Below are 21,604 nucleotides of genomic sequence, written 5' to 3' on the forward strand. Positions count from 1 at the left end.
TCTTTTGGGGGTCATCATGCAGGGCAGTAATGAGCGGTTCGTCGAACGCCTGCCGCTTGTGCTCGATCGGCCAGTCTATGGCTATATATTGACTCTGCTGTTCTGCGGCGCGGCGCTATTGCTGCGGTTCGCGGCCGAACCGCTGCTGCCGGCGGGCTATCCGTTCGTTACTTTCTTTCCCGCTGTGATCCTGTCCTCCTTCCTGTTCGGCATCCGCCCCGGCATCTTCGCTGCGCTTCTGGGCGGTCTGCTGTCCTGGTATTTCTTCATCCCGCCCTTCAACCGATTGGCGATGAACCCGGCGGTCGCGGTGGCGATGATCTTCTATGTGGGGGTGGTGGTGGTCGACATCGCCCTGATCCATTTCATGCAACGGGCCAATTTCAACCTGGCGGTCGAGCGGGAACGTAGCCGCGCGCTGGCCGAAAATCGCGAACTGCTCTTCCATGAACTGCAACATCGTGTGTCCAATAATCTGCAGGTGGTCGCCGCGATGCTGGCGCTCCAGCGCCGCCATGTCGATCATGATGATGCGCGCCGCGCGCTGGACGACGCGTCGGGGCGGGTCGCGCTGGTCGGCCGGATCAGCCGTGCGCTCTACGATCCGTCGGGGGCGGGGCAGGATGTGAAGACCTTCCTCACCACCCTGGCCAGCGACGTGCTGGACGCCAGTGGCCGCAAGGATATCGACCTGACGGTGCGTGCGCCCGATGCGATGACGCTGGACGCGGCCATCAGCGTGCCGTTGGCGTTGATCGTCGCCGAAGCGGTCAGCAATGCTGTGGAACATGGATTGCCCGACCGGCCGGGTCGGATCGACGTCGCTCTTGTGACGCAGGACGGCGCGATCGCCTTGCGCATCGCTGACAATGGCCATGGACTTGCCCCGGACGCGCCGTCAGGCGGCGCGGTCGGATCGCTGGGGTTGCGCATCGCGCACGCGCTGGCGGGGCAGTTGGGCGGGCGTTTCGCGCTGGAAGCGACAGCAGCGGGCGGCGCCGTTGCCCGGTTGGACATACCCGCCCGGACGGCTTGTTGACGCACACGCATTCTGCCGCTTGGCGGCGGCGTGTCCCTCGGCTATGACCCGCTCCATGCTGACGAAAACCATGACGCGCATTGGCGCGGCCACCGCCCTGGTCCTGATCGCCTCGCCTGTCCTTACCGGCTGCTCCACGTCAAAGAACAAGGCCGACACCCAATATGTCGCGCGCGACGTGTCCACCCTGTATAACAGTGGCAAGGACCGGCTGGACCGGGGCCAGTATAAGCTGGCCGCCGCCCTGTTCGATGAGGTTGAACGCCAACATCCCTATTCGCCCTGGGCGCGCCGCGCGCAGCTCATGTCGGCCTTCAGCTATTATATGAACCAGGATTATGCCGAATCCATCTCGGCGTCGCAGCGTTTCCTGTCGATCCACACCGGCAACAAGGACGCGCCCTACGCCTATTATCTGATCGCGCTCTGCTATTATGAGCAGATCGCCGACGTCACCCGCGACCAGAAGATCACGCAGCAGGGGCTGGACGCGCTGGGCGAACTGATCCGCCGCTATCCCGACACCCGCTACGCCGCCGACGCGCGGTTGAAGGTCGACTTGGTCAACGATCACCTGGCGGGCAAGGAAATGGAAGTCGGCCGATTCTACCAGCGCCGCGGCCAGTGGCTGGCCGCCACGCTGCGTTTCCGTTCGGTGGTCGATAAATATCAGACCACGACGCATACGCCCGAAGCGCTGGAACGGCTGGTCGAATCCTATCTCTCGCTCGGTATCCCGGCCGAAGCGCAGAAGGCCGCCGCCGTGCTGGGCCGCAACTATCCCGGCACCAAATGGTATGAGCGCAGCTACAAGCTGATGCAGGAACATGGGGTCAAGGCCTGACGGCCTTTTTGCCTGTTCCCCTTTTGTGCGGTGACAGGTAGAAGCGCGCCATGCTGATCTCGCTCGCCATCCGCAATGTCGTGCTGATCGAGGCGCTGGACCTGGAGTTCGGCGCGGGCCTTTCAGTGCTGACCGGCGAAACGGGGGCGGGCAAGTCGATCCTGCTCGATTCGCTGGGTCTGGCGCTGGGCGCGCGTGCCGACAGCGGTTTGGTGCGCAATGGTGAGGCGCAGGCGAGCGTCGTCGCCACCTTCGAACCGCCGGCGGCCGCCACGCGCGTCGCTCTGCTGCTGGCGGACAATGGCATCGAGATCGAACCGGGCGAACCATTGTTGATCCGCCGTCTGGTGAAGGCCGATGGCGGTAGCCGCGCCTTCGTCAACGACCAGCCCTGTTCCGCGGCGCTGCTGCGCGAGTTGGGCGGATCGCTGGTCGAGATTCATGGCCAGCATGACGATCGCGGCCTGCTCAATCCGCGCGGCCATCGGGCCCTGCTCGACAGCTATGGCCGCTGCGAGGCCGGGGCGGTGGCGTTGGCCCATGCCGGCTGGCGCGCGGCCGCCAAGGCGCTGGCGGAGGCGCGCGCGACCGTGGACAATGCCGCGCGCGATCGCGATTATCTAACTCACGCCGTCGAAGAATTGCGCAAGTTCGCGCCTGAACCCGGTGAAGAGGCTACGCTGGCCGAGGAACGCGCCACCATGCAGAAGGGCGCGCGCCTGACCGACGACCTGTCCGCCGTGGGCGATTGCCTAACCGGATCGGATGGTGGCTTGGCTCAGTTGCGGCAGGCCGCGCGTCGGCTGGACCGGATCGCGTCGGAAGAGCCGTTGTTGGCCGCGGTGCTCGAAGCGTTGGACCGCGCGGTGACGGAGGCGGGCGAGGCCGAGGATCGGCTGGCCGAAGCCGCCGAGGCGCTGAGCTTCGACCCCGCGCGCCTCGACAGGGTCGAAACCCGGTTGTTCGACCTGCGCGGATTGGCGCGCAAGCATCAGGTGCAGCCCGACGATCTGGCCGCGCTGCGCGACGAGATGGACGCCAAGTTGGCCGCGATCGAGGGCGGCGAAGAGCATATAGCCAAGCTGGAGGCCGATGTCGCGACGAAGGCCGCCGCCTATCGCGCCGCCGCGCAGGCGCTGTCGGGTGAGCGGCAGATGGCGGCCGGGCGTCTGGATGCTGCGGTGGCGGCGGAATTGGCACCGCTCAAACTGGACGCCGCCCGATTCCGCACCGTCGTCGCGCAACTGGATGAGGCGCAGTGGAGCGCGCAGGGCATGGATAGGGTGGAGTTCGAAATCTCGACCAACCCCGGTGCGCCCTTCGCGCCGCTGGCCAAGATCGCAAGCGGAGGCGAATTGTCGCGCTTCATCCTGGCGCTGAAGGTCGCGCTGGCCGAGCAGGGCGGGGCCGATACGCTGATCTTCGACGAGATCGACCGGGGCGTGGGCGGCGCGGTGGCCGATGCGATCGGCGAACGGCTGTCGCGGCTGGCGCAGAGCAATCAGATATTGGTCGTCACCCACAGCCCGCAGGTCGCGGCGCGGGGCGCGGGGCATCTGCTGATCGCGAAATCGAGTGACGGCACGGTAACGCGCACCGGCGTTCATGCGCTGGATGATGCGGAACGCCGTGAGGAAATCGCGCGGATGCTGTCTGGCGCAGAAATTACCGCAGAGGCGCGCGCGCAGGCGGAGCGGTTGCTGGAGCGGGTTTGACGTCGCATCCGTCAGGCTATGCAGATATTAACCTTCGTTCGCTTCGAGCGAAGTCGAGAAGCGGATAGAGCCACGCCAGCGTTTTGCTTCGTTTCTCGACTTTGCTCGAAACGAACGGTTCTTTGGGGAGAGAGTAGAGCCATGACCCATAACCGCAGAGACATGATCGGCTTCACCGCCGCCGCGATCGCCGCTAGCGCAACCCCCGCCGCCGCGCAGGAGGCGAAACCCCGCTACGGCCTGATCGGCCAGATGCTGAGCCAGCCCGGCAAGCGCGACGAACTGGTCGGCTATCTGCGGGACGCGACCGGCGCGATGCCCGGTTGCCTGTCCTATATTATTGCGCTGGACAGCGCGAATCCGGACGCGATCTGGATCACCGAAGTCTGGGACAGCCAGCAAAGCCACGCCGCCTCGCTCAAACTGCCCGCCGTGCAGGCCGCCATCGCCAAGGCGCGGCCGATCATCGCGGGCTTCGGGCAGCGGTTCGAGACGGTGCCGGTGGCGGGGGTTTAGCCTATGTCGCTGTTGCGCTCCTCAACATGGATAGCTACGGCGCAGGTCGCAATGATGCCGGTCATCTTCGTGACCACGTTGTTATGCACGATGGCATTCGTTGTTTTCACAGCGCTGGCGATAGTGGCGGCGATCGGCATCCTATTTTTTACCGTTCCAAGTTCTACTCTTCAATTTGTCGACATACTCTTCGCGACAGCAAGCCTGCTTCTTTGGGGGGTGGCGTGTAGCGGCGTCGTTCTAGGTTTGAGTGCAGTGTCTGACCCAACATTGCGGCGTACGGCGATCATTATTGCACACGCGGGCATTTGCTGGGCAGACTTGGCCATTCTCTTCGGTAAGCTCTGGTAGAGCCATGGCAGGACGATATAAAGCATCCCCATGACCGACCCCGCTAGCCTCACCGAAGCCGAAGCCGCCAACCGCCTGATGCGCCTCGCCAAGGAGGTGGCGAAGCATAATCGCCTCTATCACGACCAGGACGCGCCTGAGATCAGCGACGCGGCCTATGATGCGCTGATCGCGGAGAATAACGCGCTGGAGGCGGCTTTCCCGCAATTGATCCGCGCCGATTCGCCCAATGCGCAGGTGGGGGCCGCGGCGACATCGGCGCTCAAGAAGGTGCCGCACGCCGTTCGCATGATGAGCCTCGACAACGGCTTTTCCGACGAGGATATCGCTGAGTTCCTCGCCCGCGTCCGGCGCTTCCTGGCGCTGCCGGACGATGCGCCGCTGGCGCTGACCGCGGAGCCGAAGATCGACGGCCTGTCCTGTTCGCTGCGTTATGAAAAGGGCGAGTTGGTGCTGGCCGCGACCCGCGGCGACGGCGCGACGGGGGAGGATGTGACCGCCAATGTCCGCACCATCGCCGACATCCCGCAGACGCTAAACGGCACGACCGTCCCAGATTTGTTCGAGGTGCGGGGCGAGGTCTATATGGCCAAGGGCGATTTCGTGGCGCTCAACCAGCGCTTGCTGGCAGAGGCCGACGACCCGGAAAAGGCGCGCCAATTCGCCAATCCGCGCAATGCCGCCGCCGGTTCGCTGCGCCAGAAGGACGCGACCGTCACAGCCGCCCGCCCGCTGCGCTTCCTGGCCCATGGCTGGGGCGCGCGCAGCGAAGTGCCAGCGGACTCGCAACTGGGCGTGATGCAGGCCATCGCAAGTTGGGGCCTGCCGGTGTCGGACATGCTGGCGCAAGTCGACAGTCTGGACGCGTTGATCGCCCATTATCGCGCCATCGAAGCGGCGCGCGCCGACCTGCCCTTCGACATCGACGGGGTGGTCTACAAAGTCGATCGGCTCGATTGGCAGCAGCGGCTGGGCTTCGTGGCGAAGGCGCCGCGCTGGGCGATCGCGCATAAATTTCCTGCGGAACAGGCACAAACCACGCTAGAGGCGATCGACATCCAGGTCGGGCGCACTGGGAAGCTGACCCCGGTCGGCCGCCTGACCCCCGTCACCGTTGGCGGCGTGGTCGTGTCCAACGTCACGCTCCACAATGCGGACGAGATCGCCCGGCTGGGCGTGCGCCCCGGCGATCGCATCGTCGTGCAGCGCGCGGGCGACGTCATTCCGCAGGTGGTCGAGAACCTGACCCGCGATGAGCCGCGCGATCCCTTTCCCTTCCCGACCCATTGCCCGGTCTGCGGCTCCGAAGCCGTGCGCGAAGAGGAGGAGGTCGATTATCGCTGCACCGGCGGGCTGATCTGCCCGGCCCAGCGGTTCGAGCGGCTGCGCCATTTCGTCAGCCGCGGCGCGCTCGATATCGAGGGACTGGGCGAAAAATCGATCCAGGAATTTCTAGACCTGGGCTGGATCGCCGAGCCGGCCGACATCTTCCGCCTGAAGAAACATCGGCCTGACCTGATCGGCCGGGAAGGGTGGAAGGAAAAGTCGGTCGATAATCTGCTCGCCGCGATCGAGGCCAAGCGTCAGCCGGATGCCGCGCGCCTGCTCTTTGGCCTGGGCATCCGCCATATCGGCGCGGTGACGGCGCGCGACTTGCTCAAGCGCTACACCACATTGCCAGGCGTGCGCGCGCTGGCGGAAGAGATCATCGCCCTGCGCGATGCCGCCGACCCGGCCGAAACGCAGGCCAAGCGCGACAAGGCCATAGCCGAGCATATCGGCGTGGAGAATGTCGGCGCGGCGGTGGGCCATGCGATCGCCGACTTCTTCCACGAACCCCATAATGTCGAAGCGTGGGACGATCTGCTGTGCGAAGTGTCGCCGCCCGACTATGTCGTGGAAACCACCCAAAGCGCGGTGACGGGCAAAACCATCGTCTTCACCGGCAAGCTGGAAACCATGAGCCGCGACGAGGCCAAGGCGCAGGCCGAACGGCTGGGCGCGAAAGCGGCCGGATCGGTCAGCGCCAAGACCGATCTGGTGGTGGCGGGGCCGGGGGCAGGGTCGAAGCTCAAACAGGCGGCGGCGTTGGGGATCGCTGTGATTAGCGAGGCCGAATGGGCTGAAATCGTGCAGGCGGCGGGTTAGGCCGCCTTCGCATCGGCCAGCGCGCCGTCATGGGCGCGCTGCGCGGCCATGATGTCCCCGACATGGGCTTCGGCCCATTGGGTGACCTGATCCAATATGCCGATCAGACCGCCCGCCAGCGGCGTCAGCCGATATTCCACCGTCACCGGCACGGTGGGAAAGGCGGCGCGGCTGACCAGGCCGTCCCGCTCCAGGCTCTTCAAGGTTTGCGAGAGCATCTTTTGCGAGATGGCGCCGATCCGGCGCCGCAGATCGTTGAAACGCACCGGTCCGTCCTTCAACGTCAGCAGCACCAGCACCGCCCATTTGTCGCCGATCCGGTCGAGAATATGGCGGGTCGGGCAATCGGGATTATAGGCGTCGCCGATGCGCAGCGGCTGGGGGATGGTCATGAAGGCGGTATCCTGGGCGTAACCTGGTGAAGGCAAGGTGCCTTCTTGCGGGGATGATATCGCAATCGCTATCTGGTTTCCATCAGTAACCACCATGGAGATGGACTTATGAAAGTGGCGATCATCGGCGGCACGGGCCGCGCGGGCACGGAAATCAGTGCCGAACTGGCGCGGCGCGGGCATCAGGTGACCGCGATCGCGCGGCATCCCGAAAAGGCGTTCCAGGATGCGCGCGTGACGGCGGTAAAGGGCGACGTCAACGATCCCGCCGCGCTGGTCGAGGCGATCCGTGGGCATGACGTGGTGGTCAGCGCGGTGATGTTCGCCGACACCGATCCTGCCGCGCTGGTCGGCGTGGTGCGCGATTCGGGCGTGCCGCGCTATCTGGTGGTGGGCGGCGCGGGCAGCCTGGAGGTCGCGCCGGGCGTGCCGTTCATCACGACGCCGAACTTTCCCGAAGTCGCCAAGGTCGAAGCGGGGAAGGGGGCGGTCTTCCTGGATTATCTGCGCGGGGTCGAAGACATCGACTGGACCTATCTCTCGCCCTCGGCCAATTTCTTCGTCGGCGATCGCAAGGGCAGCTTCCGGCTTGGCAAGGACGCACTGCTGGTCGATGGCGAAGGCAAGAGCAGCATTTCCTACGCCGATTATGCCATCGCGCTGGTCGATGAGATCGAAATGCCGCGGCATAGCCGCGCGCGGTTTACCGTGGGTTATTAATCCCCATTTGTTTCAAGCGAAGTCGAGAAACGCGGCAAAGCGGCGTTCAGCGGAACCGGACGCGGCGTTGCGCTACCCGCTTCTCGACTTCGCTCGAAGCGAACGGCATGGGGAGGGGGCTGCGCTTTAAGCCGCCCCTTCCAGCTTGTCCTGCGTCCGGGTCGCAAAATCGCCCGCATCATGGCGTTCGTGCAGTTGCTCTTCCAGCGGTCCGTTCGCCTTGTTGACCATGCGGCCGCGCTTCACCGCCGGGCGTGCGTCGATCTGCTGCGCCCAGCGCACGACATTCGTGTAACTGGCCGCGTCCAGAAACTCCGCTGCATCATAGGCGCGGCCCAGCACCAGCCCGCCATACCATGGCCAGATGGCGATGTCGGCGATGCTATATTCGGCACCTGCTATATATTCATGCTCAGCCAGTTGACGGTCGAGAACGTCCAACTGCCGCTTCACCTCCATCGTGTAGCGGTTGATCGGATATTCGAACTTTTCCGGCGCATAGGCGAAGAAATGGCCAAAGCCGCCGCCGAGCAGTGGACCCGCGCCCATCTGCCAGAACAGCCAGTTCAACGCCTCTGTCCTCGCCGCCGGATCGACGGGCAGGAACTTGCCGAACTTTTCGGCGAGGTAGAGCAGGATGGAGCCGGATTCGAAGACCCTCTGCGGAGGCGATACGCTATGGTCCAGCAGCGCGGGGATCTTGCTGTTGGGATTGATCGCGACGAAGTCGCTGCCAAACTGGTCGCCATCGCCGATGCGGATCAGCCATGCGTCATATTCCGCTTCCGTGACGCCCGCCTCCAGCAATTCCTCCAGCAGGATCGTCACCTTCTGCCCATTGGGCGTGGCAAGCGAATAGAGCTGAAGCGGATGTTTCCCTACTGGCAGCGCCTTGTCATGGGTGGGGCCGGCGATCGGGCGGTTGATGGACGCGAAAGGGCCGCCATTGTTCTTGTCCCAGGTCCAGACTTTGGGCGGGGTATATGTGTCGGTCATGCCGGTGCGCTCCGATGCTGCGAGAAGATGCCCGGCAGGTAGGAAGCGGCCCTGCCGGCCGCAACCGATCTTCGCTCATGGCTTCATGAATATTGCGCATCGATGCGCGCGCTTCGGTGAGGGCTGTCATCGCGCTGTCGCATGGATGTTTCAATGTGCAGCGGCCGCAAGATCGGCGCGTCCCATCGCGGCGCGGAAGACTGCCAGTCAGGCTAGGCCTATCCGTCTGGACGCGCCGCCGAGTAGACTTGGCGAGTGCAGGAAAAATTTTCCGGTTATCACTCTTGACCAACGAAACGACTTTTCCATATGGATGCCGCTAGCACTCTAACGCAATGAGTGCTAACAACGCAAAGTTCATCGGGAGACGGACAGGCAAGCAGGGCATTTGCGGGGGAGATCGTCCCCCCATCCTGTGCGCTGCCCCCTCCCCAAGCTAGGGAAAGGCAATAAACATGGCATTTCGTCCATTGCACGACCGTGTTCTCGTCCGCCGCATCGAAGCGGAAGCGAAGACCGCGGGTGGCATCATCATTCCCGACACCGCCAAGGAAAAGCCGCAGGAAGGCGAGATCGTCTCTGTCGGCACCGGCACCAAGGCCGAAGACGGCAAGGTGACCCCGCTCGACGTTCAGGCCGGCGATCGCGTCCTGTTCGGCAAGTGGTCGGGCACCGAAGTCAAGGTCGACGGTGAAGACCTGCTGATCATGAAGGAATCTGATATCCTGGGCGTCGTTGGCTGATAGCCAGCGCGCCGGGCATCGCTGCGTAAAGCTGCGAACCGGATAGGCGTTCCTTTTTTCGGCGAAATTTCGTGCCTTATAACGGTGTGAACTTCGCAAATTTTGCAATTCTCAAACGAAGGTAAAAGATCATGGCAGCGAAGGACGTAAAGTTTTCGCGTGACGCTCGTGAGCGCATTCTGCGCGGCGTCGACATTCTGGCCGATGCGGTCAAGGTGACCTTGGGGCCGAAGGGCCGCAACGTCGTCATCGACAAGAGCTTCGGCGCTCCCCGCATCACCAAGGACGGCGTCAGCGTCGCCAAGGAAATCGAACTGAAGGACAAGTTCGAGAATATGGGCGCGCAGATGGTCCGCGAAGTGGCTTCGAAGACCAACGACATCGCCGGTGACGGCACCACCACCGCGACCGTGCTGGCCCAGGCCATCGTGCGCGAAGGCATGAAGTCGGTTGCGGCCGGCATGAACCCGATGGACCTGAAGCGCGGCATCGATCTGGCCGTCATCAAGGTTGTCGAGGACATCAAGGCGCGTTCGAAGCCGGTTTCGGGTTCGGCCGAAGTCGCTCAGGTCGGCATCATCTCCGCCAATGGCGACGTTGAAGTCGGCCAGAAGATCGCCGAAGCCATGGAAAAGGTCGGCAAGGAAGGCGTCATCACCGTGGAAGAGGCCAAGGGTCTCGACTTCGAACTGGACGTCGTGGAAGGTATGCAGTTCGACCGCGGCTACCTGTCGCCCTACTTCATCACCAACCCGGAAAAGATGTCGGTCGAACTGTCCGATCCGTACATCCTGATCCACGAAAAGAAGCTGTCGAACCTGCAGTCGATCCTTCCGATCCTGGAAGCCGTCGTTCAGTCGGGCCGGCCGCTCCTGATCATCGCGGAAGACATTGAAGGCGAAGCGCTGGCGACCCTGGTCGTCAACAAGCTGCGCGGCGGCCTGAAGGTTGCTGCGGTCAAGGCGCCTGGCTTTGGCGATCGTCGCAAGGCGATGCTGGAAGACATCGCCGTCCTGACCAAGGGCGAAGTGATCTCGGAAGATCTGGGCATCAAGCTGGAAAGCGTCACGCTCTCCATGCTGGGCACCGCCAAGCGCGTCACCATCGACAAGGACAACACCGTCATCGTCGATGGCGCTGGCGACCATGACTCGATCAAGGGCCGCACCGAGCAGATCCGTCAGCAGATCGAGCACACCACCTCGGACTATGACAAGGAAAAGCTGCAGGAACGCCTGGCGAAGCTGGCTGGCGGCGTTGCCGTCATCAAGGTCGGCGGCGCGACGGAAGTTGAAGTCAAGGAGCGCAAGGATCGCGTCGATGACGCTCTCCACGCAACCCGCGCGGCTGTCGAAGAAGGCATCGTCCCTGGCGGCGGCACGGCTCTGCTCTATGCCACCAAGGCGCTTGATGGCCTCAAGGGCATCAATGACGACCAGACCCGCGGCATCGACATCGTGCGCAAGTCGCTGACCGCTCTGGTTCGCCAGATCGCCAGCAATGCGGGCCATGACGGCGCCGTCGTGTCGGGCAAGCTGCTCGACCAGGACGACACCTCGTTCGGCTTCAACGCGTCGACCGACGTGTATGAAAACCTGGTTGCCGCCGGCGTGATCGACCCGACCAAGGTCGTCCGCACCGCGCTGCAGAACGCCGCTTCGGTGGCTGGCCTGCTCATCACGACGGAAGCCGCCGTGTCCGAGCTGCCCGCCGATGACAAGGCGCCGATGGGCATGCCCGGCGGCGGCATGGGCGGCATGGGCGGCATGGACTTCTAAAGGCGATCGTCGCGGGCGGGGCTTGGCTTCGCCTGCGGTTCGATCGCCAGAAGGAAGTGTCCTGCTTTCTGACGCAAAGAAGGGGCTGGTGGAGCGATCCACCGGCCCTTTTCTTTTGGGCGGTCGCGTTTAGAAAGGACAGGATGGCTTTAGGAGGGCAAGATCATTCCGAACCTTCTTGCCTTGCTAGCGGCGACCGCGCTGGCAGGCCCGCCATATTTCCCGGCTGAACTGGCGGCACCGACGGTGGAGTGCGGCAGTGCGGCGCATCGCTGGACCGTGCCGGTCGCCGATGCGGGCACCTTGGCATCCTATGCTGCTTTCCTGGCTGCCGCAAAGGAGCCGGTGCTTTACGTCGGTGGAGGCGAGGCGGCGGTTGAGGGAAAGCGGGTTGTTCGCTTTCTCTGGCTCCGCACCTTCCACCCGCCGATTATAGTCCGCATTGACTTCCGCCGGGATAAGCCACCCCGACTGGTTGCCAAGCGGCTGACCGGCATTGGCAGCTATGAAGTTGGCAAGGTTGACCTCACGATCGATCGCGCGCTGGACGATGTGGAGGCGGATCGGGTCAAGGCCCTGTTGGCGCAGGACGATATGTTCACCTCAGCGTCTCCCTCCTGTGGCCCGCCCGGAACGGATGGCGCGCAATGGATGGTCGGGGTGATCGATGCAGAGGGCTATCATTTCACTCGCGCCTGGAGTCCGCGCGACGGCAAGGTCCGCGAGATCGGGCTGGCCCTGCTGGCTCTTGCCGGATGGGAAGACGCGGAAATCTATTGAGCCGGTCAATTCGATCCCATCGCTAGCCGCCGGCGCGTCACCACCATCATCGGCAGTTCGGCGCGCACCTCGAACCCCAAGGTCCGGTAAAGGGCGATCGTGCGGTCGTGGGCGGCATAGGCGTGCAGGAAGGGGGTTTCGCCGCGGTCCAGCATCGCCTGCGCAACGATCCGCATCAGCGCGCCGGCCAGCCCGCGGCCGCGCCAGTCGGGATGGGTGCACACACCGCTGACTTCGGTGAAGCCCGGCATCGCCATACGCTCGCCCGCCATTGCGATCAGTTGGCCGTTGTCGCGCACGCCGATGAAACGGCCCAGCCTATGGGTCAGGGGCGCGAACGGCCCCGGCCGGGTGAGCAGCGCGAGGGCGCGCATGTCCGCGGTGTCGCGTTCGTCCAGCTTTACCCAGGTTGGCGGCGCAGAGGTAGCGGGGGTGATCGATGGGGCGACCATCTGCGCCAGCGTCGCGCTGCGCAGCACGGTGACGCCGGGCGGCGGGATCAAGGCATCTGGGCCGACCAACCAGAGTTCGCCATCATCCGGCACCAGCGCAGCGAGGGCCGCCCGGCTGTCGGCGCTGTCGTCCGCTGCAGCGCCGAACGGCCCGTAAAGCGGATCGATCCGGCGCGCACGATCGTTGCCCTGCGCCAGCGCGGACCAGCCGCTTGCCAGGCTGTGCCAGACGGGGTGATCGAGCGGATGAGACGGCGAGTTGGACAGTTGCAGCAACCTCTTCCATTTTAGTTGACGACGACAACTATCATGGCTTAGCCTGACCTGCAATGACTGAACAGCGAACTGCCGCCGATCTGCCCGCGCCTGAAACCCCAGCGCCTAAAACCCCAGCGCCTAAAACCCCAGCGCCCGAAACCGTCGCGGCGCTGCGCGCCTTCAACCGCTTCCACACCCGGTTCGCGGGCGTGTTGCAACCCAGCTATATGGACAGCGGCATGGGCGTGACGGCGGCGCGGCTGCTCTATGAGATCGCGCAAGGAGAGGCGGGCGTGCTGGCCAGCAGCCTGCGCGATCGGATCGGGCTGGACGCCGGTCATGCCAGCCGCATCATTGCGGGCTTCGAAAAGCGGGGGTGGATCGCGCGGGGCCGGGGCAGCGACGCGCGGCAACGGCCGATCGCGCTGACGCCGGAAGGACGTGCGGCCTTTGCGGCGATCGACGCGCGCACCCGCGCCGATACCGCTGCCCGCATCGTCGGGCTGGACCGGGCGCAGCAGGAGGATCTGATTGCCGCATTGGGTCAGGTCCGGGCGCTGCTGGGCAATGGGGTGGTCGGTGAGGATGCACCCGACAATTGGTCGATCCGCGCTTTCCGTATCGGCGACCTGGCGCTGGTCGCATCGCGCCAGGCCCGGCTGTATGAGGCGGAATATGGCTGGGGGCGGGCGATGGAGGTGATGCAGGGCGAGATCACCACCGCGTTCCTGCGCGATTTCAAGCCCGGCAGGGAGCAGGCCTGGATCGCCGAGCGCGACGGCGCGATGCTGGGTGCGGTGCTGCTGGCCGATGCGGGCGACGATGTCGGGCAGTTGCGACTGTTGCATGTCGAACGCGCCGCGCGGGGGATGGGCATCGGCCGGGCGCTGGTCGACCAGTGCATCGGCTTTGCCCGTGATGCAGATTATCGACAGCTGATGTTGTGGACGCAGGATGTCCTCGTCCACGCTCGGCACCTGTATGAATCCACTGGATTTTCTGTAGTAGAGCGCGAAACCCATCGTCTTTTCGGGACCGAAATGACGGGCGAGCGGTGGTTATTGTCGCTGCATTAACCGAATAATAAAGGAACAAATGCGATCAAGGGGGCGGGAACCGGAGACCCGCCATTTTGCGCCTGCTGAAATCATTGCTGGAACGGCGCAAGGCGCAGGAACCGGGGCAGGACGCCGAGGTGCGGCGCAGCCTTATCAAATCGCTTTACGCATCGCCTGCGTCCCTATTGAGGGGCGCGGTATCCGGCGGATCGCTAGGACTGGTCGTTGCCTATTATGCTGACCTTCCCGTCATCACCCTGATTTCCGTTCTGATCGTGATCGTGGGGGTAAGCCGGTCGATCTCCGCAGTCTATTTCCAGCGCCAACTGGCCCATCGCGAAAAACCGACCCTCTCCATCTGGGGCGCCGCCTATGAGCTAGGGGCGTGGGTTTATGCCGCGCTGCTGGGATTACACGCGCTGGCGACGTTGACCATGGTCGATATGGCCAGCCTGCATGTGCTGAGCGTGGGCATGGTTGCGTCCTATGCCGGCGGCATTGCCGGGCGGAATGCCGGGCGCGTGCATGTCGCCGTCGGGCAGACCTGCTTTTCGTTGCTGCCCACGTCGATCGGCCTGATCCTTGCTGGCGGTGTTCCTTACATCACATTGGGCATATTGTGCTTTCTGATGATTTTCGCGATGGGCGAAATCACCAAGACGACGCATCGCATCGTGCTGGAAGCGTTGCTGGCGAAGAATGAAAAGGCGATGCTGGCGACCAAGTTCGAGCGACTGGCGCGGTTCGACAGCCTGACCGGAGTCGAAAACCGGATGGCGATGCAAATGCGTTTGCACGACCTGTTCGAGCAGCGCACATCCGTTCATGAACCGATGGCGATCCTGTGGATGGACCTGGACCGGTTCAAGGAGATCAACGATTCCCTTGGGCATATCGTCGGCGACAAGCTGCTGTGCCAGGTGGCGGAGCGGCTCTCCGGCGCGCTGCACGGCAGGGGGCATGTCTCGCGCTTTGGCGGAGACGAGTTCATCATCATCTGTCCCCATGGCGACCACATCGTCGCGCAGGCCGTGGCCAACGACGTCATGCGGGAGTTTGAGAGCGAGTTCGACATCAACGGCTATTCGCTCAGCGTCACGGCATCCATGGGCATAGCGGTTGCGCCGGCCGATGGTCGGGACGGCGACGAACTGCTGCAACATGCCGACCTGGCCCTCTACCAGTCCAAGCATAATGGGCGTAACCGGCAAAGCCGGTTCGAATGGTCGATGAAGGAGCGTCAGAACCGTATCTACGAACTGGAAATGGGACTGCGTGCCGCGCTCGCGCAAGGCGATTTGCGCCTGCATTATCAGCCGATATTCGACAGCCGCACTGGCCGAATTGTCATTTGTGAAGCGTTGATGCGCTGGGATCATCCCCAATTGGGGCCGATATCGCCCGGCGAGTTCATTCCGATAGCGGAAAGCAGCTCACTGATAGAGCCGATCACGGACTGGGCTTTGCAACAGGCCTGTCATGACGCAATGCAATGGGATGACGACATCCGCGTCGCCGTCAACATATCACCCGCGCTCATCAAGAGCGACGGGCTTTCACGCTCCGTCATGAGTGCGCTGCTGAAGGCTGGCATGCGCGCACGCCGCCTGGAGTTGGAGGTGACCGAATCGACGTTCCTGGAGGATGACGGGCATACCCATCTCATTCTGGCGGAGTTGCGGCGCATCGGCCTTCGCCTGGCGCTGGATGATTTCGGGACGGGCTATTCGTCGCTTGGATCGTTGCGGTCGCATGCCTTCGACACGATCAAGGTGGATCAAAGCTTCATGCGCGGGGTGGGCGAAAATCCGCGGGATCGCGCGATTGCGCAATCCGTCGCCTATCTCGCCCATTCGTTGGATGTCGAAACGGTCGCCGAAGGAATCGAGACCGAAGAACAGTTGCGCTATGCGCGCGAGGTCGGCTTCACCAATGTGCAGGGGTTCATATTAAGCAAGCCCATGCCGGCCGAAGCGCTGCTGCAATTGATGGCCGACATGCATACGGGCGGTCAGGACATGGTCGGCCTGATCCGGCAGCGGCGCCTGGCCTGAACGTCCGCCCGCATGTGCGTGTCAACGCGCCAGGCGCGTTTGGGCGGAGGCGAGGCGACGCATCATCCGCATATCCTTGAGGTCAATCTTGACCGCCGACGCGGCCCAGTTTTCGACGATGTCCTTAAGCTCGTCATAATGGAGCGGATCGACGCGGCGTCCCGCCTGAAACACCCCCACATGCCCTGAATGATGGGCGCGGGACGCCTTAATATAGTCGCGCACCGCCTCTTCGCCTTCGCCATCCTCGACAAGGGTGTGGACGATACCCAGGTCGTACATTTCCTCCGCGCTATGGACTTTGCCGGACAGGATCATGCGCTCGGCCGTCAGTCGGCCCAGTTTGCGTGCCAGGATGGAATAGGCGCCCATGCCGGGAAACAGGCCGAACAGCATTTCGGGCAGACCAAAGCGGGCACTGCGCTCCGCTATGACGATGTCGAAACACAACAGCGCTTCGAACCCGCCGCCCAGCGCGTCGCCCTGCGCCAGGGCCACCGATACGACGGGCATGTCGCCATTGAGCCAGGTCCGGTTGACGACGTCGATGCAGGCATGGCCATAGGCCACCAAGCCGGGCAGGTCGCCGCGTTCGATGCAACTTGCGAACAGTTCCAGATCGCCGCCGAGATTGAACACCCCGGGAAAACGCGATCCTGCGACGAGATATTTGATCGGCAATTGGCCCGCATCGAACAAGCGTTTCGATTCGACATACCAAGTGCGCACGTCCCGCAGCATGGCGAGCGAGAAATTGGGGCGTTCCAGCGGCGTCATGAACGCCCAGAGGGTTGCAAGATCCTCGTCCCAGCGGACATCGATCTGTCCCAGGTCGAACAGGCTGGATTGTGCGACAGCGGTGTCGCGCGCGCTTTCCGTAGGGGCGAGTGGCGGATGGTCGCCGTCGTCCGACAAATGGTCTTCGCCGGCGTGCTCCGCCTCGTCTCTGGTGGGATTAAACCGTCCTGAATCAATCATATGCGACCCCGTTTTTCTATATGGAATGAAAAGATCAGGCTGGAGCGCAGCATGCAATCAACCGTCTTATGATTGACAGGCCGTTAACCATTTTTGCCTCTGACTGTTGCAAGCAGGTCGCCCCAAATGCCGCCGAAGTGGACCCAATGTGGCGGGAATGCCACAAAAGCCGCTGTTGAACGGACGTAAGATTATGCGGTCAGCGCTTTGTTAACCCTTGTCCATTAGTCCGGCGCGTATGAACGAGCCGCGCCCACAGACTTCTTGCGTCACATTGGCCCTGCATGATGCGGACGGCGCGCCATGGCCGTTGCGCCTGTCGGCGGATTGCCTGCGTTTCATCGGTCCCTATCGGCGGGTCGATGGCTTCAATATCGACGCGATGGCCTTGTTCGAAGGGGTCCGCAAGGCGGGCTGAGCTGACGGCATCGCCGATCCTTGTGCGCATTGCCGTTCGCTCCTAAAGCGCGGCGATGACCAAGCCTCGTTTTTCCTTCTCCGTCAGCGCCACCCACGGCAAGGCCCGCACCGGCGTGATCCAGATGCGCCGCGGTGAGATTCGCACCCCCGCTTTCATGCCCGTGGGCACTGCTGCGACCGTCAAGGCGATGCGTCCGGCTGAAGTGCGTGCGGCTGGTGCGGACATCATCCTGGGCAACACCTATCATCTGATGCTGCGCCCCGGCGCCGAGCGCATGGCGCGGCTGGGTGGGCTGCACGGCTTCATGGGCTGGGACCGGCCGATCCTGACCGACAGCGGCGGCTACCAGGTGATGAGCCTCTCTGCGCTCACCAAGATGAGCGAAGAGGGGGTCGCCTTTTCCAGCCATATCGACGGGTCGAAACATATGCTGACGCCGGAGCGGTCGATGGAGATCCAGCGGCTGCTGGACAGCGACATCGTCATGGCGTTTGACGAATGTACGAAGAATGGCTGCACTCATGACGAGGCCGCGCGGTCGATGGAGCGGTCGATGCGCTGGGCGAAGCGCTCGCGCGAAGGCTTCGATGCGGGCGGCGATCATGCGGAGCGGGCGGCGCTGTTCGGCATCCAGCAGGGGTCGCTCGACGAAGGACTGCGTCGTGTTTCAGCCGAAAAGCTGATCGAGATCGGCTTTGACGGCTATGCCGTGGGCGGGCTGGCGGTGGGCGAGGGGCAGGAGGCGATGTTCGCCACGCTCGATTTCGCGCCTGACATGCTGCCGCAGGACAAGCCGCGCTACCTGATGGGGGTGGGCAAGCCCGACGACATCGTCGGCGCGGTGGAGCGCGGCATCGACATGTTCGATTGCGTGCTGCCGACGCGATCGGGCCGCAATGGTCAGGCCTTCACCTGGGCCGGGCCGCTCAATATCCGCAACGCCAAGTTCAACGAGGATACAGGGCCGATCGATCCGCGCTGCGGCTGTCCGGTGTGCGCGACCTGGAGCCGCGCCTATCTGCATCATCTGGTGAAGGCGGGCGAAATGCTGGGCGCGATGCTGATGACGCAGCATAACATCCATTTCTACCAGGAACTGATGCAGGGCCTGCGCGATAATATCGCCGCTGGCACGCTGGCCGAATTCACCGCCGATTTCCGGCGCGACTACCAGCGGGTTTAAGCGCGATCGGGTATGACGGTGATGACGATGGCATAGCTGCCCGCGTCGCCGTCATAATCCAGTGGGGCGCGCAACTGGCGCGACAGGCCGGTCAGGACGCGACCATAGCGTTCATCCAGTCGGTCGGTCATCGCTTCGGACGCCGTAAGGCCAGGCGAGCGCACCATCAGCCGGGCGCGATCGTCGCGGTCCGACTCCACCTGCACTGCGATCTGCATCGTCGCCTGCGGCGCGAGCATCATCGCCAGTTCGACCAGCTCGGTCAGCAGGAAGGCGATCGGCACCGCCACATCCTGGCTGATGTGCAGATTGTCGCTGTTGATCTGGATCGCGAAGCGGCGCGCGGCGGCCGGGGCGGTGCCGCGCAGGCTCGCCGACAATTCGCTGATCAGCGGGCGAACGCCGACGCCGCGATTTTCCTCCAGTTCCGCAAAATGATTGCGGTGGACGACCGACAGGGCGTCGACCCGGCGCTGGATCGAGGCATAGGCCTCGCACGCTTCGGGATCATGCGCGGAGCGCGCGTGGAGGTTGATGAGGCTGGCGATGATCTGCAGGTTATTTTTTACCCGGTGGTGCACCTCGCGCGTCAGTTTGCGCTGCGTTTCCAGGCTTTGGGAAATTTCGGCCTCGTGGGTGGCGACGTCCATGCTGATTTCATGGAAGGTTTCGCCCAGCGCGACGATCTCCAGCGCAGGGGTGCGCACGCCTTGCAAGGGTTGCAGCACCTGGCCAGGCTGATAGTCCGCTACCGCCCGCTGCAAGAGCACCAGGGGCCGGATGAGCAACCGGTTGACCACGAACCAGCCGATCGCCGCAGCGGCAAACCACATGACCAGCGGCAGGAACAGGGACAGCATCCGCGCCAATGTGGCGGGCGGTTCGCGCACCGTCATAGTCAGCAATATGTCGGGCGGGTCGAGCCGGGCGGACAGGCTGCTGCCATCGCCCTTGATCCCCGCACCGGGACGGCTGACGACCAACTGCCTGTCACCTTGGCGCAAGCTGAGCTGGCGATTTTGCAGCGCGGTGGCGGGATCAGCGATGCTTTCGAGATGGCCGCGCGAATAATAGGAGAGAGCGACGAGCCGGCCATTGCCGCTGCGCACGCGGCTGACAAGATGGGCTGGCAGGAGTTGCGCCACTGGCCTGGCGAAACGCTCCGATGGCGCGATGCCGGCCGGTTCGGCTTCAGGCGAGTTACACAAACGATTGCCCGCACGGTCGTAAATATAGAAATGCCCGCCATCGGCATCGTGCGCGGTGAGAAAGAAAGAGAGACGCCGGCACATGCCTTTGTCCGCGGCATTATTGGCCAGCGCATTGACGACAAGTTCGAGCGCGGTGCGATCGGACTGCAGGTCGGCGGTCAATTTGCGCGCGCTTTGCGTCACGGCGACCCGCAGCAGCGCTTCCTTTTCCAGATCGGCGGTGCGAATGGCCTGGAGCGAGGCGATGAGGGCGATCAGCCCCAGTGGCAACAAGGCCAGCGTCAGGATGAGAAACATCTTGACGCCGGTCGAGCGGAAAAAATGCAGCAATGGCTCGATCATGGAGCGGGCTGCCGGAGGAAGGCTGCCCCCGATCATCTGTGTATCAGTCCAGTTTGCTCAGCAGGTCCAACATCTCGGGCGGAATATCTTCGTCCACGGCGCGCTGGTAAACGGTACGGAGAGCCTGGGAGACATGCACATCCTCCTTGCCCGCAGGCAGAGGCTTCTGCTTTGCGGTGGCGCCCGTCATCCTTGCTGTCCGGGTTGCGGCGTCGGCATCCTTGTCGTCATCGGCCACGCCCCGCTCCGTCGTTGAAGAAACCAAAATCAGCCCCTCTGCAGCCATTCCCGCCATGTCGGCACGCCCGTTTCGCGGGTTTGCGCCATGACGTCAATTCGCACAATCATGCAATTCATGGGAAATTCACGATATCGTCGAAAAAACCATCTGGAGGCGAAACAAATCCGGTTATCGATGGTTCCGCCCCTCGAAGCATTTTTTACGCTGCGCAACTTTGCGTGGCTGTCGGGGCGGCGGGGGGTTGTCATCATGGCATGGACATTCCATCCTTCCACGCTGTTCCCATGCTTCGGGACAATGTGGCCCTGATGGGCAGGGAGAAGACTTGACGATGTCGCTTGGACAGCAATTACACCCCCATCTTCCGTTCCTTCGGCGCTATGCGCGGGCGCTGACCGGCAGCCAGAATCATGGCGACGCCTATGTCCGTGCCGCGCTGGAAGCCATTGTTGCCGCGCCGGAAGAATTTCCGACCGACGTCGATCCTCGGCTTGGCCTCTACAAGACGTTTCATGCCATCTGGTCGTCCGCGCATCTGGAAGATGTTCCCGCGATCGGCAGCGGCCGTGAGGCGATCGCCCAGGCGCGTCTTGCCCGTCTGACGCCGCTGCCGCGCCAGGCGCTGCTGCTCACCGCGCTGGAGGGCTTCACCGTTGATGACGTTTCCTATCTGATCGACATGGACAGCAGCGATGTCGAGGCGCTGGTCGAGGAAGCGTTGAGCGAGATCGAGGCGCAGACCCGCGCCAAGGTGCTCATCATCGAAGACGAGCCGATCATCGCCATGGACATCGAAACGATCGTCCGTGACCTGGGCCACGACGTGACCGCCATCGCCGTAACGCGCGAGGATGCGGTGCGTGAAGCGCTGGCCGACCGTCCCGGCCTGGTGCTGGCCGACATCCAACTGGCCGACGACAGCAGCGGCATCGATGCGGTGAAGGACATATTGGCCGAATTTTCGGTGCCCGTGATCTTCATCACCGCCTTCCCGGAGCGGTTGCTGACGGGCGAGCGGCCCGAACCCACCTTTCTCATCACCAAGCCGTTCCAGCGCGCGACGGTCAAGGCCGCCATCTCCCAGGCGCTCTTCTTTGACGAGGCGACGGCACCCGCCTGAAGCGGGTGGCCAGAAAGTCACGGAACCCCGGTCGGAGCGCTGCGTTAATGTTGCGTAACGATCGGGAGATCCGTGATGGTCGAGCAGGAACAGCATATCGCGACCAATGATGCGCGCGCCGGTGCCACGCCGCATATGATGCGGTACGTGCTTGCCATTTCGCTGGCCTTGGCGGTGATCGCCATGTTGCTGGTGATATGGCGATAGGGATCGATGCGAATAGTTGGTCTTTTGCAGTGATCGGTTTAGGGTACGGATGTTCTT

Annotated in this window: 22 protein-coding genes; 16 read left to right on the top strand and 6 right to left on the bottom strand. The window is 63.4% G+C overall.

Features of this window, described 5'->3' with window-relative positions:
- Positions 1-16: 16 nt before the first annotated feature.
- The 6 genes from CEQ44_RS10910 to ligA all read left to right on the top strand — a co-directional run bounded on the left by CEQ44_RS10910 (position 17) and on the right by ligA (position 6,613).
- Positions 17-1,039: a sensor histidine kinase gene (locus CEQ44_RS10910; protein WP_088181866.1), complete on the top strand. Its 1,023-nt coding sequence runs from the start codon at positions 17-19 to the stop codon at positions 1,037-1,039.
- Positions 1,040-1,094: 55 nt separating this feature from the next.
- Positions 1,095-1,883, top strand: coding sequence for an outer membrane protein assembly factor BamD (locus tag CEQ44_RS10915; RefSeq protein WP_088181867.1), 789 nt, complete (start codon positions 1,095-1,097; stop codon positions 1,881-1,883).
- Between the two features lie 50 nt (positions 1,884-1,933).
- Entirely contained in the window at positions 1,934-3,598 is a 1,665-nt protein-coding gene (recN, locus tag CEQ44_RS10920) for a DNA repair protein RecN (RefSeq protein WP_088181764.1), read from the top strand.
- A 141-nt stretch (positions 3,599-3,739) separates the two neighbouring features.
- On the top strand, positions 3,740-4,114 hold the full coding sequence (locus CEQ44_RS10925; protein WP_088181765.1) for a putative quinol monooxygenase: 375 nt from the start codon (positions 3,740-3,742) through the stop codon (positions 4,112-4,114).
- Between the two features lie 3 nt (positions 4,115-4,117).
- A complete protein-coding gene (locus CEQ44_RS24725; RefSeq protein WP_140419255.1) occupies positions 4,118-4,465 on the top strand; it encodes a hypothetical protein in 348 nt (115 codons plus the stop codon).
- Between the two features lie 30 nt (positions 4,466-4,495).
- Positions 4,496-6,613, top strand: a complete 2,118-nt coding sequence (gene ligA / locus CEQ44_RS10930) for an NAD-dependent DNA ligase LigA (protein WP_088181766.1) — start codon at positions 4,496-4,498, stop codon at positions 6,611-6,613.
- On the opposite strand, the gene CEQ44_RS10935 is transcribed toward ligA, so the two are convergent.
- Positions 6,610-7,005: a helix-turn-helix domain-containing protein gene (locus tag CEQ44_RS10935; RefSeq protein WP_088181767.1), complete on the bottom strand. Its 396-nt coding sequence runs from the start codon at positions 7,003-7,005 to the stop codon at positions 6,610-6,612. The two genes, ligA and CEQ44_RS10935, sit on opposite strands and share 4 nt — an antisense overlap.
- A gap of 108 nt (positions 7,006-7,113) precedes the next feature.
- On the opposite strand from CEQ44_RS10935, the gene CEQ44_RS10940 reads away from it, so the two are divergent.
- Positions 7,114-7,725, top strand: a complete 612-nt coding sequence (locus CEQ44_RS10940; protein ID WP_088181768.1) for an NAD(P)-dependent oxidoreductase — start codon at positions 7,114-7,116, stop codon at positions 7,723-7,725.
- A 126-nt stretch (positions 7,726-7,851) separates the two neighbouring features.
- On the opposite strand, the gene yghU is transcribed toward CEQ44_RS10940, so the two are convergent.
- Positions 7,852-8,721, bottom strand: a complete 870-nt coding sequence (gene yghU / locus CEQ44_RS10945; RefSeq protein WP_088181769.1) for a glutathione-dependent disulfide-bond oxidoreductase — start codon at positions 8,719-8,721, stop codon at positions 7,852-7,854.
- Positions 8,722-9,176: 455 nt separating this feature from the next.
- On the opposite strand from yghU, the gene groES reads away from it, so the two are divergent.
- From groES to CEQ44_RS10960, 3 genes are all read left to right on the top strand, one after another.
- A complete protein-coding gene (groES, locus tag CEQ44_RS10950) occupies positions 9,177-9,464 on the top strand; it encodes a co-chaperone GroES (protein WP_088181770.1) in 288 nt (95 codons plus the stop codon).
- Between the two features lie 131 nt (positions 9,465-9,595).
- Positions 9,596-11,242 carry a chaperonin GroEL gene (gene groL, locus CEQ44_RS10955; RefSeq protein WP_088181771.1) on the top strand — a complete coding sequence of 549 codons (1,647 nt, stop codon included), beginning with the start codon at positions 9,596-9,598 and terminating at the stop codon, positions 11,240-11,242.
- Positions 11,243-11,425: 183 nt separating this feature from the next.
- The gene (locus CEQ44_RS10960) at positions 11,426-12,022 is read left to right on the top strand and encodes a hypothetical protein (RefSeq protein WP_088181772.1); all 597 of its coding nucleotides are present in this window, start codon (positions 11,426-11,428) and stop codon (positions 12,020-12,022) included.
- Between the two features lie 5 nt (positions 12,023-12,027).
- On the opposite strand, the gene CEQ44_RS10965 is transcribed toward CEQ44_RS10960, so the two are convergent.
- A complete protein-coding gene (locus tag CEQ44_RS10965) occupies positions 12,028-12,750 on the bottom strand; it encodes a GNAT family N-acetyltransferase (protein WP_254913809.1) in 723 nt (240 codons plus the stop codon).
- 53 nt (positions 12,751-12,803) lie between these two features.
- Between CEQ44_RS10965 and CEQ44_RS10970 the strand changes: the two genes are divergently transcribed.
- Both CEQ44_RS10970 and CEQ44_RS10975 read left to right on the top strand, forming a co-directional pair.
- Entirely contained in the window at positions 12,804-13,808 is a 1,005-nt protein-coding gene (locus CEQ44_RS10970) for a helix-turn-helix domain-containing GNAT family N-acetyltransferase (RefSeq protein ID WP_088181773.1), read from the top strand.
- Between the two features lie 56 nt (positions 13,809-13,864).
- Positions 13,865-15,844: a bifunctional diguanylate cyclase/phosphodiesterase gene (locus CEQ44_RS10975; RefSeq protein WP_254913810.1), complete on the top strand. Its 1,980-nt coding sequence runs from the start codon at positions 13,865-13,867 to the stop codon at positions 15,842-15,844.
- A gap of 21 nt (positions 15,845-15,865) precedes the next feature.
- Here CEQ44_RS10975 and CEQ44_RS10980 read toward each other — a convergent pair whose 3' ends face one another.
- Complete coding sequence (locus tag CEQ44_RS10980) at positions 15,866-16,822, bottom strand: crotonase/enoyl-CoA hydratase family protein (RefSeq protein ID WP_088181775.1); 957 nt, start codon at positions 16,820-16,822, stop codon at positions 15,866-15,868.
- A 274-nt stretch (positions 16,823-17,096) separates the two neighbouring features.
- On the opposite strand from CEQ44_RS10980, the gene CEQ44_RS10985 reads away from it, so the two are divergent.
- Positions 17,097-17,240 (top strand): hypothetical protein, encoded by a 144-nt coding sequence (locus CEQ44_RS10985; protein WP_254914382.1) that lies wholly within the window; start codon positions 17,097-17,099, stop codon positions 17,238-17,240.
- 55 nt (positions 17,241-17,295) lie between these two features.
- Positions 17,296-18,426, top strand: a complete 1,131-nt coding sequence (gene tgt, locus CEQ44_RS10990) for a tRNA guanosine(34) transglycosylase Tgt (RefSeq protein ID WP_088181777.1) — start codon at positions 17,296-17,298, stop codon at positions 18,424-18,426.
- Here the strand turns inward: tgt and CEQ44_RS10995 are convergent.
- Both CEQ44_RS10995 and CEQ44_RS25045 read right to left on the bottom strand, forming a co-directional pair.
- On the bottom strand, positions 18,423-19,979 hold the full coding sequence (locus CEQ44_RS10995; RefSeq protein ID WP_254913811.1) for a sensor histidine kinase: 1,557 nt from the start codon (positions 19,977-19,979) through the stop codon (positions 18,423-18,425). The two genes, tgt and CEQ44_RS10995, sit on opposite strands and share 4 nt — an antisense overlap.
- Before the next feature lie 43 nt (positions 19,980-20,022).
- Complete coding sequence (locus CEQ44_RS25045) at positions 20,023-20,274, bottom strand: NepR family anti-sigma factor (protein ID WP_088181778.1); 252 nt, start codon at positions 20,272-20,274, stop codon at positions 20,023-20,025.
- Positions 20,275-20,551: 277 nt separating this feature from the next.
- Between CEQ44_RS25045 and CEQ44_RS11005 the strand changes: the two genes are divergently transcribed.
- Positions 20,552-21,340: a response regulator gene (locus tag CEQ44_RS11005; RefSeq protein WP_088181779.1), complete on the top strand. Its 789-nt coding sequence runs from the start codon at positions 20,552-20,554 to the stop codon at positions 21,338-21,340.
- 75 nt (positions 21,341-21,415) lie between these two features.
- Complete coding sequence (locus CEQ44_RS25050; RefSeq protein ID WP_254913812.1) at positions 21,416-21,547, top strand: hypothetical protein; 132 nt, start codon at positions 21,416-21,418, stop codon at positions 21,545-21,547.
- Positions 21,548-21,604 lie beyond the last annotated feature (57 nt).

It is taken from the genome of Sphingobium sp. Z007, assembly GCF_900013425.1.
Taxonomy (GTDB): Bacteria; Pseudomonadota; Alphaproteobacteria; order Sphingomonadales; family Sphingomonadaceae; genus Sphingobium.